Source organism: Sporosarcina ureae, assembly GCF_002109325.1.
GTDB classification, from domain to species: Bacteria; Bacillota; Bacilli; order Bacillales_A; family Planococcaceae; genus Sporosarcina; species Sporosarcina ureae_C.
In genome coordinates this window covers 3,194,374-3,210,536 of record NZ_CP015348.1, presented here as the reverse complement: position 1 = coordinate 3,210,536, position 16,163 = coordinate 3,194,374, and the positions used below count along the sequence as shown (strand labels likewise).

Below are 16,163 nucleotides of genomic sequence, written 5' to 3'. Positions count from 1 at the left end.
TTATGGTCTCCTCGCCTTTTCGAGCGCATCTTCGGCATCTGCGCCCATCCATGTTTTCATTTGTGTCAGAATCTTTTTCTCCAACCGTGATACTTGCACCTGTGATATACCGATTCGTTTCGCAATATCACTTTGTGTGTAATCCAAATAATAGCGCATATAAATGATCGTCTGATCCCGCTTGTTCAAACGGGTAATGACATCTCGTAACGGAATATGATCGAATACTCTCTCCGACCTATCGTCGCGAAGCTGGTCCATCAGCGTCAAACTGTCACCTTCACTCTCATATAATTGTTCATGTAAGGAAGCCGGATCTCTGAGCGCATCAGAAGCCAGAATAATATCTTCCTGTTTCACTTCCAATATTTCTGCCATTTCTGAAATGGAAGGTGAACGTCCATGCTTCTTGAAAAAGTCATCGGTTGCGTGACGAATTTTATAACTCAATTCCCGAATCGTACGCCCGACTTTCACCATTCCATCGTCACGTAGATAGCGTTGAATTTCTCCCACGATCATCGGCACTGCATACGTTGAAAACTTTACCTCGTATGTTAGATCGAACTTATCTATAGATTTCATCAAGCCAATACAGCCAATTTGAAATAAATCCTCTAAATCCGCACCACGCGAAGCAAAGCGTTGAACGATAGACCATACGAGTCTTGTATTGCCTTCTACCATCATTCGTCTAGCTTCTTTGTCACCCGCTTGTGATTCTTTGATGAGTTCTCGCATTTTTTCTTGTGACAATAGAGCGTGTTGCTTCTCAACAGATGCTTCCATACGTCACCTCATTCTACTTACTTCTGTGACCGGAGAAAAACTTTTCTCAAATGTCACGATTGTCCCATTTCCAAGGGTAGAATCTACACGGATACCGTCCGAGAAACTTTCCATGATAGTAAAGCCCATACCGGAGCGTTCCATTTGTGGTTTGGTCGTGAACATCGGCTCCATTGCTTGCTCTATGTCGAAGATCCCCATTCCTTCATCTGAAACCGTCATTTTTACCGAACGGTCATCTATCGTGGCGTGGATCTTCACCATACTTTTACCATCGCATTCGTAGCCGTGGATGATGGCATTAGTGACAGCTTCCGAAACAATTGTTTTAAATTCCGAAAGTTCTTCCAGTGTCGGATCTAGCGGTGCGATAAAACATGTCAGTGCCATTCTGGCAAGTGCTTCATTTTGTTCTATCGCCAGAAACGACAAGGTCAATTCATTTTTCATGTACAACCCCTCCGATTTCGTCGATTGCTTCTTCGACTGTACAAATTCTGACGACATCTCCGAGACCTGAAAATTGGAATAGCTTTTCCATTGTTGGAGATGGATTCAATATAAGTGTTTCTCCATTAACAGGGACTAGATCACGCATTCTTCCGAGTATAAGTCCAATCCCTGCGCTGTCCATGAATCCTAGATTGAAAAGATCCCAGATGATTGCGCGTGTTTTTCCTGTGAATATAGCAGTAGATACTTCTTCTCTAATTTGGTTGGCTTCATGGTTGTCAAGTTCTCCTGCTAGCGTGATCAGGACTATGCCGTTTTCCAGTTGTGTAATAGTTGCCATGTGTAGCTACGCCTCCTTCATGAAGGCATTGTCGCACATTTAGAACCGGTATCCTTTAGTTTTGACAAAACTAGTCAGCCATCCCCAAAACTTCTTACGTAGTGACAGAAATTAATAGAAATAGGAAAGCAACTTTGATTTGCTTTCTGGTCGGACGATTTCCTGCGAGAGTCGCCATTGTGTATTAAATGATGTCACTTCTTCACTCTTCACGAGCTACAACAGAGTCTGTACAGTTGGAAGCACTTTTACACATAGAACCAAAAAAACCATGTACTCTGAAGGAGTCCAATTTCTGGAGTCCTTCAGGTACATGGTTTTTATGGATTATAAAGGGTGAATGAGTGATGGTGCTTGAATTTTTTCTTTCGAGATATGCATATGAGATTGCAGCAGTTTGATTGAATCATCTACTTGTTCGGTGTTTGTATGGAGTACCGCGAGCGCTTCGCCTTTTTCTACAAAGTCACCTATTTTCTTGCGTAGCACAATTCCAACCGCGAGATCGATGATGTCTTCTTTTGTTGCACGGCCTGCGCCGAGAAGCATCGCAGCTACGCCTATTTCATCAGCGTCAATCATGGATACATAGCCGCTTTTGGTTGCAGGCACTTCTATTTGATACTGTGCTTGTGGCAATAGATTTGTATCCTCTATGACCTTTTCGTTGCCACCTTGCGCTTTGATTAACTGTCCAAATAAGCGTAGCGCATCGCCGTTCTCCATGACAGTTTGTAATTGTTTGCGCGCGTCTTCTTGCGTTGTGGCTTGTTTTGCTGCGAGCAACATCTTGCTTCCAAGTACTAAACATAGCTCAGTTAAATCAGCTGGTCCTCTTCCTTGTAGCGTGTCGATCGCTTCTTTTACTTCTAGCGCATTGCCAATCGCAAGTCCAAGCGGCTGGCTCATGTCTGAAATAACGGCACTTGTGTTTCGCCCTACTTCATTTCCAATAGCAGTCATGGCATCCGCCAATTGCTTGGAATCTTCCAATGTCTTCATGAAAGCTCCTGCACCTGTCTTAACGTCCAATACGATGGCATCTGCACCCGCTGCCAGCTTTTTACTCATGATAGAACTTGCGATCAACGGAATGCTGTTAACAGTCGCTGTAACGTCTCGGAGCGCATAAAGTTTTTTATCAGCCGGGGTCAAATTCCCGCTTTGACCAATGACAGCGATCTTCAAGTCATTAACTTGCTGAATGAATTGATCCGTGGAGATTTCCACGTGGAAGCCATCAATCGCTTCAAGTTTATCTAGCGTACCTCCTGTATGACCTAGGCCACGACCGCTCATCTTCGCGACCGGCACACCGCATGCAGCAACCAATGGAGCTAGAATGAGTGTTGTCGTGTCCCCCACTCCACCTGTTGAGTGTTTATCCACTTTTATACCTTCAATAGCCGATAAATCGATTTGATCACCAGAGTTAGCCATAGCCATTGTTAAATAGCCTTGCTCCTCCGTCGTCATACCTTGAAAGTAAATCGCCATAAGAAAAGCACTGGCTTGATAATCAGGAATCGAGTCATTCGTGTAACCTGTCACAAAAAACTCAATTTCTTCTTTAGTCAGCTCTTCCCCGTCTCGCTTGCTTTCAATAATATCTACCATACGCAACATAAGCTTAATCCTCCTTTGTTAATGAAGACAAGAAACTTTCACCATGCTCAGGCATATCTACTTGGAAGTTCTCGGCAATTGTCGCACCGACATCAGAGAAAGTTTTACGGATTGGCAGTTGGCCAGCTCCTGTGTTTGAAGGTGAATAAACGAGTAACGGTACATATTCTCTAGTATGATCCGTCCCTTCATGAATCGGGTCATTGCCGTGATCTGCTGTGATAATCAATAAATCATCCGGTCGTAGCGCATCCATAATCTCAGGCATGCGTGCATCAAACTCTTCAAGTGCATTACCGTAGCCTATCGGATCGCGTCGGTGACCATATAACGCATCAAAATCTACTAAATTGACGAAGCTAAGTCCTTCAAATTCATTTTGCATGACCGTGACGAGCTTATCCACGCCATCCATGTTACTTGTTGTGCGGACTGCTTCCGTTACACCTTCGCCATTATATATATCAGCGATTTTGCCAATTGCAATGACGTCATACCCTTTATCCTGTAACTCGTTCATTACGGTTTTACCAAATGGCTTAAGGGCATAATCATGACGATTTGTTGTGCGTGAAAACGCTCCAGGTTCTCCAACAAACGGACGTGCAATAACGCGTCCAACTAAAAATTCAGGTTGCAGAGTTAGTTCTCTTGCGATTTCACAAATACGATATTGCTCTTCAATTGGAATAATTTCCTCGTGAGCTGCAATTTGTAGCACTGGATCGCCAGATGTGTAAACGATGAGAGCACCTGTCTTCATATGCTCTTCGCCAAGTTCTTCGATAATCTCCGTACCACTTGCCGGTTTGTTTCCGATAACTTTTCTGCCTGTTTTTAATTCTAGCTCATCAATTAATTCTTTTGGAAAGCCATTTGGGTATACTTTGAACGCATCATCGATTCGTAAGCCCATGATTTCCCAATGTCCTGTCATCGTATCTTTACCGACAGACGCTTCTTGCATTTTTGTATAATATCCTTGTGCTTCTTTTTGTGGCACTAGACCTTTGATCGGTGCAATGTTTGCAAGACCTAAGCGTTCCAAGTTCGGTAGTTTCAGCCCATCCATCTCTTCACCAATATGTCCAAGTGTATTGGAGCCAACGTCACCAAATGCTTTAGCATCCGGCGCTTCACCGATTCCTACAGAGTCGAGCACGATTAAATGAATGCGATTATAACGAAATTCTTTCATGTGAAAACCTCCAGTAATAGTAATTTAAGCTCTCGGATGAAATTGACTATAGACATCTTTCAAGCGTTTTTTGCTGACATGCGTGTAAAGTTGCGTCGTGGAAATATCGGCATGACCAAGCATTTCCTGAACCGCACGCAAATCGGCTCCGTTTTCGATTAAATGTGTTGCAAATGAATGGCGTAGTAAATGAGGCGAAATAACTTTCTGAATTCCCGCCTTCACTCCAGTATCTTTCAGGATTTTCCAACATCCCTGCCTCGTCAGCCTTCTGCCGTGCATATTTAAAAACACAGCTTCCGTATCACGAATGAACTGCGGACGCCCTTCATTCAAATACTTTGTACAAGCATCGATTGCTGAACGTCCTAGCGGTACAATCCGTTCTTTACTGCCTTTTCCGAACACGCGCACAAAGCCCATTGTCAAATGAAGGTCAGCTAAATCGATCGCTATCAATTCACTTACCCTCATTCCGGTTCCATATAACAATTCAAGCAATGCAATATCACGCATCCCTTGTGAAGTGTTGCCATCCGCTGCATTAATCAGCCGCTCTATTTCAGGAATAGAGAGCACATCTGGCAATTTTTGTTCGATTTTAGGTAATTCAATATGTACCGTACAATCATGTGTCGTCACTTGCTCTCTTACTAAAAATTGATGAAATGAACGAATGGAGGAAATATGCCGGGAAAGCGTTCGACTGGATTTACCACTATCTTTTAACTGCTGCAAATATTGTAGAACGGTTGCACGTTCGATCGAATTAAGTGTTTCCAATGACAAGTTTTCAATGAAATGCAAATAGGCCACCAGATCTCGTTGGTAAGACTTGACCGTATTTTGCGATAGCTGCCTTTCAACTACTAAGAAATGCACATAATCTTCTAATGCAAACTGCGCATCTTTCATAGACCTTCCTCCTTTCTAACATGAAAGTAAAAAAGGATAGCGCTTAGGCCATCCCATTGTCTTCTTGCTCTTTCTCTTCGTCCTTCACTTTGCAACGTTTACAAATTCCATGAAACGTCAGCCAGTGATCTTTGACTGTAAAACCATAACGACCTTCTACGACTTTTTCAACTTCGCCAAGTAGGTCTTCTTGAATTTCATCAACCGTTCCACATTCTAAACAAATTAAGTGATGGTGGAATCGAGCAGCGCCTTCTTCTCGCAAATCATAACGTGCTACACCATCGCCAAAGTTAATTTTATCGACAACTTTAAGTTCAGTTAATAATTCTAATGTACGATATACAGTCGCTAGACCAATATCTGGTGCTTTTTCTTTTACTAGTAAAAATACATCTTCTGCACTTAAATGGTCTTCTTCATTTTCCAGAAGAACTGCTACAGTCGCTTCACGCTGAGGCGTCAACTTGTAGCTGGCCCCGTGCAATTGCTTCTTGATTCGTTCAATTCGGCTTTCCATACGACGCCCCCCTCAAATTGTTTCCATTATACCAAACTGTCGTTCCAGATGACAATAGAAAGGAAAGGTTCAGTTCATTATAGTGTGTAGTGGACATTACTTTATAAAATGAAAGATCGATAGTTCCAATATTTGCGTGATCAACAATAAAGCAATTAATGGTGGCACGGCAGTTAGTGGGCGATCTTTCTTATTTGCTGGTGCAGCGAAAAACGGCGGGTTCAACACCGAGCATAAAATCAAGAACAACAAACAGCTGATTAATTGAAATGGGAACCACCAAATCGTATAGGATACCAATTTTAAGCCTGTCGATAATAAGTAGGTAGATGACAAACCAAAAAGAGCACATTTAATTGCACCAAGAAACATAGTGATAAAACGGAGTCTTTTATACTTAGACAGAATGATGGTTACTAGAATAAAGCTCAATGTCACCACAACAGGCGACCACAAAGCTGCTTCAGATCCATTCACTACGCGCTGATCATATAAACCGATGATCTGCTCTAGCGACGTGACCGGCCACTCCCTGAATAATAAAGCCCCTCCTATATAACTGATTGCGAGTATAACGAATAAATACACAAAAGACAATGATCGAGCCATAAATAGGACACCTCCGCATCGTTTCTATAACATATGCTTGTCCGTCCAGAAATAGCTCAATCCTTTATAGGTTTTTTACATACCAGACAGCAGCAACCGTCTTGGCATCATAAATCCTTTCATTTGCAATGAATTCCTCTGCCTCTTCAATAGTTACTTCTAGTACTTCAATGAATTCATCTTCATCCCCTACAGCAGGCTGTTCCACTTTCTCGAGCTCTTTAGCTACATATAAGTGAATGATTTCATCCGCGAAGCCAGGTGAAGTGGAAAAAGTCTGCAAATATTCGAATGAATTCGCACGGTACCCGGTCTCTTCCTCAAGCTCACGAATTGCCGTCAATTTAGGTTCTTCACCAAGCTCAATCTTGCCAGCAGGTATTTCTAGCATCGTTCGTTCCAAAGGCTTTCTGTACTGTTCAACTAACACGATTTTTTTATCTTCAGTTAAGGCGATAACCGCCACGGCACCTGGATGTTTTACTAATTCTCTTTTCGCTATTTTTCCATCAGGCAATTCTACTTCGTCTACTTGCACCGAAATGATTTTACCTGTAAAGATGTGCTCTGTTGAGAGGGTTCTTTCTTCAAACTTCATGCAGCACTCAACCCTTTCCATTGGTTTTATATCCCGCATTCATTGTACCATGAAACGAAAGGAGTGAGGCACATGAAGAAGCGTACAATTGGTTCTAGTAATTTATTAGTTTCTGAACTCGGATTGGGCTGTATGTCATTACCAACTGAACTCGAAGCGGCTCGTTCTGTACTCGATGAAGCAGTAAATCACGGCATCAACTACTTCGATACAGCAGATCTTTATGATAAAGGAACAAATGAAGAACTCGTAGGAAAAGTGTTGAAAGAAAAACGTCAAGATTTGATCATCGCGACGAAAGCCGGTAACAAGTGGGTTTCAGGAGAAGAGTCTTGGACTTGGGATCCTTCAAAAGCACATATCATGGACGCTGTTAAACAAAGTTTACGACGTTTACAACTCGATTATATCGACTTGTATCAACTTCACGGCGGGACGATGGAAGATGATGCTGAAGAAACAATCGAGGCATTTGAAACATTAAAAAAAGAAGGCATCATACGTGAATACGGCATCTCAAGTATTCGACCTACTGTAATTGACCGTTTTCTGAGTACTAGCAACGCCGTTTCTGTCATGATGCAGTATAACTTGCTAGATCGACGTCCTGAAGAATACTTTTCTATGATTGTAGAAAAAGGGGCATCGGTTATCACTAGAGGGACGCTAGCAAAAGGCTTGCTCACACATGAAAGTATGGTGCGCGTCAAGAAAGCAAATGGTTTCGTATCCTATCCACAATCCGAGCTGCAGCAGACAGTTCAAGCTCTTTCAAAGGAAACAAACGACTTACAGGCGTACGCTCTTGCTTTCGTCCTTAAAGAGCCTGCTGTCGCGTCGGCTTTGATAGGTTCCAGAACACAAGCACAACTTCGTGAATCATTAACAGCTTATGACACGCAAATAGATCCACATATACTAAAGAAATTAGTAAACATAACAAAACAACATCAATATGAACAGCATCGACTGTGAAATACAAAAAGAGCAACTGCATTTTGGCAGTCGCTCTTTTCTTATTTATGATCCGCTGTACTTACTAAGACCGAAGAAGGTCCTTCTTTTATGCTAAGCGGCATAGCTTTTGCTTCATTTACCAGTTTAGCCATTTGTTTTTTCTTTGAAGGAATCATATTAAAAATGATATTCAAGAATATAGCCATGATACTTCCTAGCACAATTCCATTATTCGTTAAGATTTGCACGTTTTTAGGCAGTTGTTGGAATAGGTCAGGCACTGCTGCAACTCCTAGACCGAGTCCGACTGAACATGCAACGATCATTGCATTATCCTGAGTTTTTGAGATAACAGGAATTAACATTTTAATACCTTGTGAAACAACCATTCCGAACATTGCTACCATTGCTCCACCAAGAACGGCTGGTGGAATGATCGTTGCTAAAGCTGCTACTTTCGGCAAGAAGCCTAAGGAAATCAACATAATTGCAGTAACGAATACTACTCGACGTGATTTCACACCTGATAACTGCATTAAGCCAACATTTTGAGAAAATGTCGTGTATGGAAATGCGTTAAAGATACCGCCTATAACAGAAGCCAATCCTTCTGCACGATATCCTTTTTCTAACATCTTCTGATCGATTTCTTGCTCACAAATGTCACCAAGCGCGAAGTATACCCCCGTTGATTCTACAAGTGAAACCATCGCAACCAAAGTCATGATCACAATCGGCAACAAGTGGAAAGTAGGTGTCGCTAAAAAGAATGGTGTAACAATATGAACGTACGATGCTTCTTGGACATTTGAAAAGTCTACCATACCAAGCATTACAGCAGCCACTGTACCTACAACCAATCCCATTAGAATGGCTATAGATTGTAAGAATCCTGTAGTGAAGCGGAACATCAAAATAATGAACAATAATGTTCCAAATGATAAACCAATATTGATCATTGAGCCAAAATCTTCAGCCCCTTGTCCGCCACCCATATTCGTGATAGCGACCGGAATTAGCGTAAGGCCAATGATTGTCACAACAGAACCCGTGACGATTGGAGGGAAGAACTTCACAAGACTTCCAAAGAAACGACTGATGAAGAAAATAATTGCACCCGATGCAATGACTGCACCGTAAATAGCTGAAATACCGTAATCATTACCTATCAAAATCATCGGACCTACTGCTGTGAACGTACAACCAAGAACTACAGGTAGACCGATACCGAAATATTTATTACGTGAAATCTGTAATATTGTCGCGATCCCGCACATTAGAATGTCAATTGAAACTAGATACGTCAATTGTGTCGGAGTTAAACCAATCGCATTTCCGACAATGAGTGGAACCAATACTGCGCCTGCATACATAGCTAGTAAATGCTGAAAACCTAGCAGCGTAGTTTTCATCGTTCCGTTTCCTCCCCAACAAACTGGACTTGACCATTTTGTAATGACTGAAGCTCAGCCAACGACTCTAAACGCACGCCTTCTTTTCGGATTAAATCTCCACCCGGTTGGAAGCATTTTTCAATGACAATTCCAACACCTGCGATCGTTGCACCTGCCTGTTTTGCGATATCTATTAATCCAAGCGCGGCTTGTCCGTTTGCAAGGAAATCGTCAATTAGCAATACCGTATCTTCACTTGATATAAAATCTTTCGAAACTGAAATATCATTCGATTCCTTCTTCGTGAAAGAATACACTTCCGCGGAGTAGAGGTGATCCGTCAATGTAAGAGATTTACGTTTTCTGGCAAATACTACCGGAACGCCTAATATCATTCCTGCCATCGTCGCTGGAGCAATACCTGAAGATTCAATCGTGATGATTTTTGTGATGTTTTGATCGCTAAATCGGCTTACAAACTCTTTCCCGATTTCCTGCATCAATAATGGATCGATTTGATGATTCAAAAACGAATCCACTTTCAATACCTCTTCTGATAATACTTTACCTTCTTGTCGAATCTTGTTTTTTAGCAACTCCACGCTGTTATGCTCCCTTCATTTTTCCGAATAAAAAAAGCGTATATGCCATACTCCCATATAACAACTATGAGAGAGCGGCATGTACGCTTTTAAAAATGAAAAAGCAATTTCTTGTCGAACGACAAAGAAAGCTGCTTTTCATTCTCCCCATAGGCGGTCTATTTTCGGTAGACCGGTAGAAACTTACGGGCCATATCCCCGTGATTATATGAGTCTTATTTAACTGAATGCTAACAGTATAGCACGATTCGACATTTTTTCAATATGTATCTTCTACGATTAGTTCTGTAACTTTAACTTAGCAAGCATATAGACATATTCTTGACAAAAAGTTGGGCTGAATTGGAATGAGGTGTTGTTTTGAGAGAGAATTAATAGTGAGTGGTTCGGGATGGAAGCACCAATTGGGGGGACGCTTCCATCCTACGTTGAGAGTACGAGTACTTGGGTCACTCACTGTAGCTAGTATCTCAATCATTGTTTTGTCTTAACTTATTTTAAGTTCAAGTACTGAAGTTCAAAACCTTTTACAACACTTATTTCAATGAGCAACAACAAGTAACTTCTACTTACTTTGCTAGGGATTGTAGCGTAGGAGGGCTCCTGGAGGATCAGTGGGACGCCCGAGCCTACGCAGGGGTGTGGTTCACCGCCCATCCATAGGACACACGTCCCCTCCGAAGCGCAAATCCCTATACGACTACCCTCTCCTATTCGTTGATTAAAACAAAATAGATGAAAGATAAATTACTACGCCTACTGTGAAGCTGCTAGCTACGGTGTTGAATAGGACGATTTGGGCTGCTAGCTCGGACTCTACGTCGTATTCCAATGCTAGTGTTGAGCTATTTCTCGATGTTGGAAACGAACTGGCGATCCACAGTGACTGAGCCGTGACCCCGTCTATTTTTAACAGTAAGATCAACAGTAACGCAACGGCTGGGGAGATGATGAGTCGGCCGATAGCGCTAAGGTAGATCAAACGATTCCAAAGTGTCTTCACTTTAATCTGTGCTAACTGTGCGCCAAGTGTGATGAGTGCGATGGCGATAAAAGCATCCGATAAATGACCGATCGGTAGCTCGATAAACTGCGGCAACTGGATATCGGCCAAGTTAAGCAAAGCACCTAGCCACAAAGCATGGATAATCGGCATGCGAAGAAACTGTTTTGCAATGTCTCTTCCCGACTGCGTGGAAGATACGAGATTATACAATCCATATGAATACGTCAGTAAGTTCTGATAGACGATCAAAACGATCTGAATCGATACACCAAGCGGATTCGCATGAAAGACTAGCTGACTGACAGGTAATCCATAGTTTCCTGAGTTGATGAGCACGATACTATTCTTCATTACGGCGGTTTGCTGGCGATTTAGACGCAATATTTTACTGAATAAATGACCAGTAATTATTAAAGTGGTCGTGAATAATACAACAAACATTAATACGTCAAGTAAGATTTCTACATCAATAACGGTATGATATAAGTTCATGAATACGGCGGCAGGTATCAAACAATATGTCAGAATATTGCCTAATGCCTTAACATTAAAAGTAAACTTTATTTGTAAAACAACACCAATTCCTAATAAAATCAGCATCGGTGTGATAACATTTACAAAGACTATGAGTAAGTACTCCACAAAGGAATCTCCTTTCTGCTGCTACGACTACATACTTCTCAGAACAATCTTCAAGGAATACAGGAGGCTTCACAATGGAAAAAGAACGACCAAGTAAACATTTACATTTCCCTAAGAGTCAGTGGGTATTATTAGCAGGTATTTTATTTTTAGCCGCTACTATCCGTTCCCCACTAACATCTGTAGGGCCTATTATCAGTAACATTCGTGATCAACTGCAAATTTCTAACTCGTTAGCAGGATTTCTAACAACCATACCGCTACTGGCATTTGCTATTGTATCACCTTTTACACCAAGGATTGCAAAACGATTTGGCATGTCTAGAACGCTTTTCTATGCAATGATTATTTTATTACTAGGGATCATCATGCGTTCTGTCGGTACTAGCACATTGCTACTAATCGGTACATTTTTAATTGGAGTAGGAATCGCATTTGCAAACGTCCTATTGCCAAGTCTTCTTAAAATGAGCTTCCCTTTACATATCGGATTGATGACGGGATTGTACTCCGTGTCTATGAGTATATCTGCAACACTTGCTTCTGGTATCGCTTCTCCCATTGCCAATGAAACAGTGTTTGGTTGGCAAGGCGCACTTGGGATTTGGGGAGTCATTACATTACTAGCGATTATAGTATGGATTCCACAAATTCGAAAAAAGAAAGAAGTCATCAAAACAGTTCAGAAAAACACAAAGTCGAAACCAGCTCTTCCTATTTGGCGCTCACCACTAGCTTGGAGCATCACGATTTTCATGGGACTGCAGTCGTTCTTATTTTATACGACAGCATCATGGATTCCCGTTGTGTTGCAAACGAATGGTATGACCGCTGATGCTGCTGGATGGATGTTAGCGCTTGTCCAGCTCGCACAATTGCCTATGATGTTTATCATACCGGTGGTTGCTGATAAAGTACGTGATCAACGTATCCTTGTCGTAGCTGTTTTCGCTTGTTATTTAATTGGCTACGGTGGTGTACAGTTCGGAAGCGAAAGCCTGACTGCACTTTGGATGATTTTCATTGGTCTTGGAGGCGGTTCGGCATTTGGACTCGCTATGATGTTCTTCACTTTACGTACCAACACACCAGACCAAGCGGCTTCAATTTCCGGAATGGCGCAGTCGATCGGATACTTACTCGCGTCCGTAGGTCCTGTACTGTTTGGTATGCTTCATGACTTTACAGGTTCATGGACGGCACCACTTTATACATTCATAGTTGTTGCAACTATACTATTTATCAGTGGTATGTACGCAGGTAAGAAACGTTATATTTCGCTTGAACCAAAACAGAATGCATCATAAAAAAGTGAGAATACATTTGGGGTTACGCTCTTTAGTTCACTATTATAAAAACGCATTTCAATAATTAAACGAAGAACCCCAATTCATACGAATTGGGGTTCTTCGTTTAACCAGTGTATAAACCTAGAGTATAAAAAGCCTGCAGTTTTAAATAGCTTGTTAGCAATCCAAATAACAGGCAGTTGTTTGCTGTTTTTGCACTGCCAATGTATAACTAAAACTCATTAATAAATTATGTTAACTCATAAATAGATGATCCAATAATAATGTGCACTCTACAAGCTAGAGTGATATCTAACTTTTCGTGTATTTTATTATGGCAAATCCTACAGATTAACAAGGTACATATTGGAGCAGATTCATACTTTATCATGTTGAGTGCACGTGATACTTATGAAGCAATTCGTTAGCATGGAAAAGTGCTTATATCGATCAGGAATGGTGACTATGTCAATAGAACAGAACCACGAAATATGTACATGAAATTAGTGGAACTTCAGCTATTACACCGTTTTAGAAAGAATAACTGGAACGAGTTTACACGGTTAATTGAATTTTATTTCCTGATGGATCTTCTATGACAAACAATCCATCTTCAACTACATACGAAGCGCCTAGATACTGTAATTGTTCAATAACCTTTGCTATTGCTTCTTCATTTGGAAAAGTAAGAGTATACCAATTTATACCGACGCTATTTTCTCGTGGCTTCGAAGCACCTACTCCTTGCCATGTATTCAAGGCGATATGATGATGATAGTCACCGGTTGAAATGAAAACAGCTTGAGGATAATGACTCACAACTGTAAAACCAAGTCCCTTCGTGTAAAACTCCTCTGCTTTCTGAAGATCGGCCACATGCATATGAACATGCCCCATAACCGTGTCAGCAGGCAACCCATCCCAATCCATATCACTTACTGCTAATAGACTTTCTACATCTAATGGGTCAGAAACCATCTTGACTTCCCCATTAGACCAGGTCCATTCGATAGCTGGCCGATCTATATACACTTCAATGCCATTTCCGTCTGGATCTGTAATGTATAGAGCTTCACTTACAAGATGATCTGATGCTGCGAATCGAAAGCCTGTCTCAGATAAATGGCGTAAAAAGACAGATAAGTCAGCCCGTGTTGGTAATAAAAGTGCAAAGTGAAATAAACCGGTTTTCCCTTTTTCCTTTGGTAGTACATCAACCGGTTGTTCAATTGTTAATAATCCTATTTTACCATCCGCTGTTAAAACGGCTTTTCGATCTGTTTGCTCCAATATTTGAAATCCTATAACCTTTTGGTAAAATTCAAGCGATGAATTAAGATTTGTTACATTTATATTAACCTGTCCAACAAATATATTAGGACTTTGATGAAAGTTTTTCATTTTTGCAATCAGCCTCTCTTCTATCTAGTATTGTTTCTTACTGTTCGTGATATGAATTTTTCTTTTTTCTATTAAATATAGCTTGATCAACTGCCCAAATCTTACTTCCATTTATGGTTAAAAATATGGCGATTACTAAAAGCACAAGATCTAGTTCATAGCCAACCTTTTCCCTCGTGCCTAAGAATCCAGCGGTAAGTTTAACCTTTAGAATTGCACCAACCATGATTATAGCTAGCAATGCAGAAACAACTCTCGTCCCTACGCCTAAAATGAGTGCCATTCCACCTATTAGTTCCACAGCTCCTACAAAGTATGCTAAAAACCCTGGAATTCCTATACTATCAAACCATCCTGCCGTATTTCCTATTCCATCTTGAAATTTAACGAACCCATGTACAAAAAAACTAATCCCTAACATTATTCTTAATAAAAATATGCTTATCTCTAATTTCTTCCTCTTCATTTCCTCCTAAATTTTATTACTTAATTCAGTTACATTATTTCACAACGTGTTCACATCAATATAATTCCCATTAGAAATGTGACCACCTGATAATCTTCAATTGAGCTTACTAATGCCTTTGTAGCTCTGTCATCCATATCCCAATGAGGCTTAGCGTATCCTACGATCATAAATAAGCTGCTATTCTAATGATCTTCTTAGACTTATAACAAACAGATCGTTTCCTGTTAGTGGATAAGAAGAAAATATACTCTGTGTATTAAGAAAATCAATGCATTATTCATTCCAAAGTCATTGTGTTCCGGGCTTCGAAGCGCATAAAAATCCGTTGTGTCATCATCCCAAATTTTATGTACCAAAAGATTATTATTTCTATATAGGTGAACACTGTTTGTAAAAATAATTAACATTCGCTTTCAATTGATTTCCAGTAGAAATTACAGTTTACAGAACCTAAGAAACCAAAACATAGCTAGAGTCCCAATGGAATGTTCAAATATTTTAACAGCTCTTTCAATCCGCATAGCTAAATATCTGACTAATAAACTTCTCCTCCTTTCTCAAATATTACTATATCCCTAGGATTATTTTACTTTTTAAAACTGCATATATGTTCGTGAAAAACATCAATAGTTTTATTATTAGTATATAATCCAATAATAAGTATCACTAGGTGAATATTAATTCTCTATAGGATAACATCATGCGAAAGTTCGCGTCAATATATGTGTGTTATCATATAGTCAAACAACAATATTCTTGGAGGGATTAGAGTGAAAATCGGCTCGAAAATACGAGATATACGGAAGAGAAAGAAAATAACAATTGCCCAGATGAGCGAACAAATTGGACTCTCAAAAGGGTTCATAAGCAACATCGAAAACGATAACGCATCCCCCTCCCTAAATACGTTGCAAGAAATCGCCAGCTTCCTGGACGTTCCTCTACCCTATTTGCTGCTAGAAAAAAAGAAGCATATGAAAGTCATTAGGAAAGCCGATCGGGTATATACAACGTTTAACGGCATAAAAATTGAACATATTTCTACTCAAAGCGGCCTTCGCATGATGCACGTTGAATTACCCCCCGGTACATCGACTGGTCAAGCGATTGCCCACGAAGGTGAAGAAAGCCATGTCGTACTTAAAGGCACGGTCCTTGCTGAACAAGGCGAAGATTCTGTCATTGCAAAAGAAGGCGATTCATTCAGTTGGAATGCTAGTGTGCCTCACTTTGTAAAAAACATCGGAGAAGATGTAGCTGTCTTACTTATCGCTGTCTACTCCGAGGATAAAATCATATGACACTCTTTTCATTTAATTTTTTCCAAGCAACTAGAATTGATTTAATCAAAAAAT

General features: G+C 40.7%; 17 protein-coding genes and 1 riboswitch. Of the genes, 3 read left to right on the top strand and 14 right to left on the bottom strand.

The features are described 5' to 3' along the window. The 9 genes from SporoP32a_RS15705 to SporoP32a_RS15665 all read right to left on the bottom strand — a co-directional run bounded on the left by SporoP32a_RS15705 (position 1) and on the right by SporoP32a_RS15665 (position 7,048). On the bottom strand, positions 1 to 789 hold the full coding sequence (locus SporoP32a_RS15705) for a SigF/SigG family RNA polymerase sporulation sigma factor (RefSeq protein WP_085428767.1): 789 nt from the start codon (positions 787 to 789) through the stop codon (positions 1 to 3). A gap of 3 nt (positions 790 to 792) precedes the next feature. Then, the gene (gene spoIIAB, locus SporoP32a_RS15700; RefSeq protein WP_085428766.1) at positions 793 to 1,239 is read right to left on the bottom strand and encodes an anti-sigma F factor; all 447 of its coding nucleotides are present in this window, start codon (positions 1,237 to 1,239) and stop codon (positions 793 to 795) included. Beyond that, entirely contained in the window at positions 1,229 to 1,582 is a 354-nt protein-coding gene (locus tag SporoP32a_RS15695; protein WP_085428765.1) for an STAS domain-containing protein, read from the bottom strand. Before SporoP32a_RS15695 ends, spoIIAB begins: the two co-directional genes overlap by 11 nt. A gap of 327 nt (positions 1,583 to 1,909) precedes the next feature. After that, positions 1,910 to 3,205, bottom strand: a complete 1,296-nt coding sequence (locus SporoP32a_RS15690; RefSeq protein WP_085429112.1) for a pyrimidine-nucleoside phosphorylase — start codon at positions 3,203 to 3,205, stop codon at positions 1,910 to 1,912. Positions 3,206 to 3,212: 7 nt separating this feature from the next. Then, positions 3,213 to 4,406, bottom strand: coding sequence for a phosphopentomutase (deoB, locus tag SporoP32a_RS15685; RefSeq protein WP_085428764.1), 1,194 nt, complete (start codon positions 4,404 to 4,406; stop codon positions 3,213 to 3,215). Positions 4,407 to 4,430: 24 nt separating this feature from the next. Then, positions 4,431 to 5,321 carry a site-specific tyrosine recombinase XerD gene (gene xerD, locus SporoP32a_RS15680; protein ID WP_085428763.1) on the bottom strand — a complete coding sequence of 297 codons (891 nt, stop codon included), beginning with the start codon at positions 5,319 to 5,321 and terminating at the stop codon, positions 4,431 to 4,433. Between the two features lie 43 nt (positions 5,322 to 5,364). After that, on the bottom strand, positions 5,365 to 5,841 hold the full coding sequence (locus SporoP32a_RS15675; protein WP_085428762.1) for a ferric iron uptake transcriptional regulator: 477 nt from the start codon (positions 5,839 to 5,841) through the stop codon (positions 5,365 to 5,367). Positions 5,842 to 5,937: 96 nt separating this feature from the next. Further along, on the bottom strand, positions 5,938 to 6,450 hold the full coding sequence (locus SporoP32a_RS15670) for a hypothetical protein (protein ID WP_085428761.1): 513 nt from the start codon (positions 6,448 to 6,450) through the stop codon (positions 5,938 to 5,940). Between the two features lie 64 nt (positions 6,451 to 6,514). Beyond that, positions 6,515 to 7,048 carry an NUDIX hydrolase gene (locus tag SporoP32a_RS15665; protein WP_085428760.1) on the bottom strand — a complete coding sequence of 178 codons (534 nt, stop codon included), beginning with the start codon at positions 7,046 to 7,048 and terminating at the stop codon, positions 6,515 to 6,517. A 72-nt stretch (positions 7,049 to 7,120) separates the two neighbouring features. Here SporoP32a_RS15665 and SporoP32a_RS15660 point away from each other — a divergent pair, with 72 nt between their 5' ends. Further along, positions 7,121 to 8,023, top strand: a complete 903-nt coding sequence (locus SporoP32a_RS15660) for an aldo/keto reductase (RefSeq protein WP_085428759.1) — start codon at positions 7,121 to 7,123, stop codon at positions 8,021 to 8,023. A gap of 41 nt (positions 8,024 to 8,064) precedes the next feature. Here the strand turns inward: SporoP32a_RS15660 and SporoP32a_RS15655 are convergent, their stop codons facing one another. From SporoP32a_RS15655 to SporoP32a_RS15645, 3 genes are all read right to left on the bottom strand, one after another. Next, the gene (locus tag SporoP32a_RS15655) at positions 8,065 to 9,417 is read right to left on the bottom strand and encodes a nucleobase:cation symporter-2 family protein (protein WP_085428758.1); all 1,353 of its coding nucleotides are present in this window, start codon (positions 9,415 to 9,417) and stop codon (positions 8,065 to 8,067) included. After that, positions 9,414 to 10,001 carry a xanthine phosphoribosyltransferase gene (locus tag SporoP32a_RS15650; RefSeq protein ID WP_085428757.1) on the bottom strand — a complete coding sequence of 196 codons (588 nt, stop codon included), beginning with the start codon at positions 9,999 to 10,001 and terminating at the stop codon, positions 9,414 to 9,416. The genes SporoP32a_RS15655 and SporoP32a_RS15650 overlap by 4 nt, the downstream gene beginning before the upstream one ends. Positions 10,002 to 10,131: 130 nt before the next feature. Further along, a riboswitch (purine riboswitch) is annotated at positions 10,132 to 10,233 on the bottom strand. Between the two features lie 489 nt (positions 10,234 to 10,722). After that, the gene (locus tag SporoP32a_RS15645) at positions 10,723 to 11,649 is read right to left on the bottom strand and encodes an AEC family transporter (protein WP_085428756.1); all 927 of its coding nucleotides are present in this window, start codon (positions 11,647 to 11,649) and stop codon (positions 10,723 to 10,725) included. A 74-nt stretch (positions 11,650 to 11,723) separates the two neighbouring features. Here SporoP32a_RS15645 and SporoP32a_RS15640 point away from each other — a divergent pair, with 74 nt between their 5' ends. Next, positions 11,724 to 12,956 (top strand): CynX/NimT family MFS transporter, encoded by a 1,233-nt coding sequence (locus SporoP32a_RS15640; RefSeq protein WP_085428755.1) that lies wholly within the window; start codon positions 11,724 to 11,726, stop codon positions 12,954 to 12,956. Positions 12,957 to 13,493: 537 nt separating this feature from the next. Here the strand turns inward: SporoP32a_RS15640 and SporoP32a_RS15635 are convergent. Both SporoP32a_RS15635 and SporoP32a_RS15630 read right to left on the bottom strand, forming a co-directional pair. After that, positions 13,494 to 14,339 carry a VOC family protein gene (locus SporoP32a_RS15635; protein WP_085428754.1) on the bottom strand — a complete coding sequence of 282 codons (846 nt, stop codon included), beginning with the start codon at positions 14,337 to 14,339 and terminating at the stop codon, positions 13,494 to 13,496. A 37-nt stretch (positions 14,340 to 14,376) separates the two neighbouring features. Continuing rightward, positions 14,377 to 14,805, bottom strand: coding sequence for a DoxX family protein (locus tag SporoP32a_RS15630; protein WP_085428753.1), 429 nt, complete (start codon positions 14,803 to 14,805; stop codon positions 14,377 to 14,379). A gap of 773 nt (positions 14,806 to 15,578) precedes the next feature. On the opposite strand from SporoP32a_RS15630, the gene SporoP32a_RS15625 reads away from it, so the two are divergent. Then, positions 15,579 to 16,109: a helix-turn-helix domain-containing protein gene (locus SporoP32a_RS15625; protein WP_085428752.1), complete on the top strand. Its 531-nt coding sequence runs from the start codon at positions 15,579 to 15,581 to the stop codon at positions 16,107 to 16,109. Positions 16,110 to 16,163: the final 54 nt, after the last annotated feature.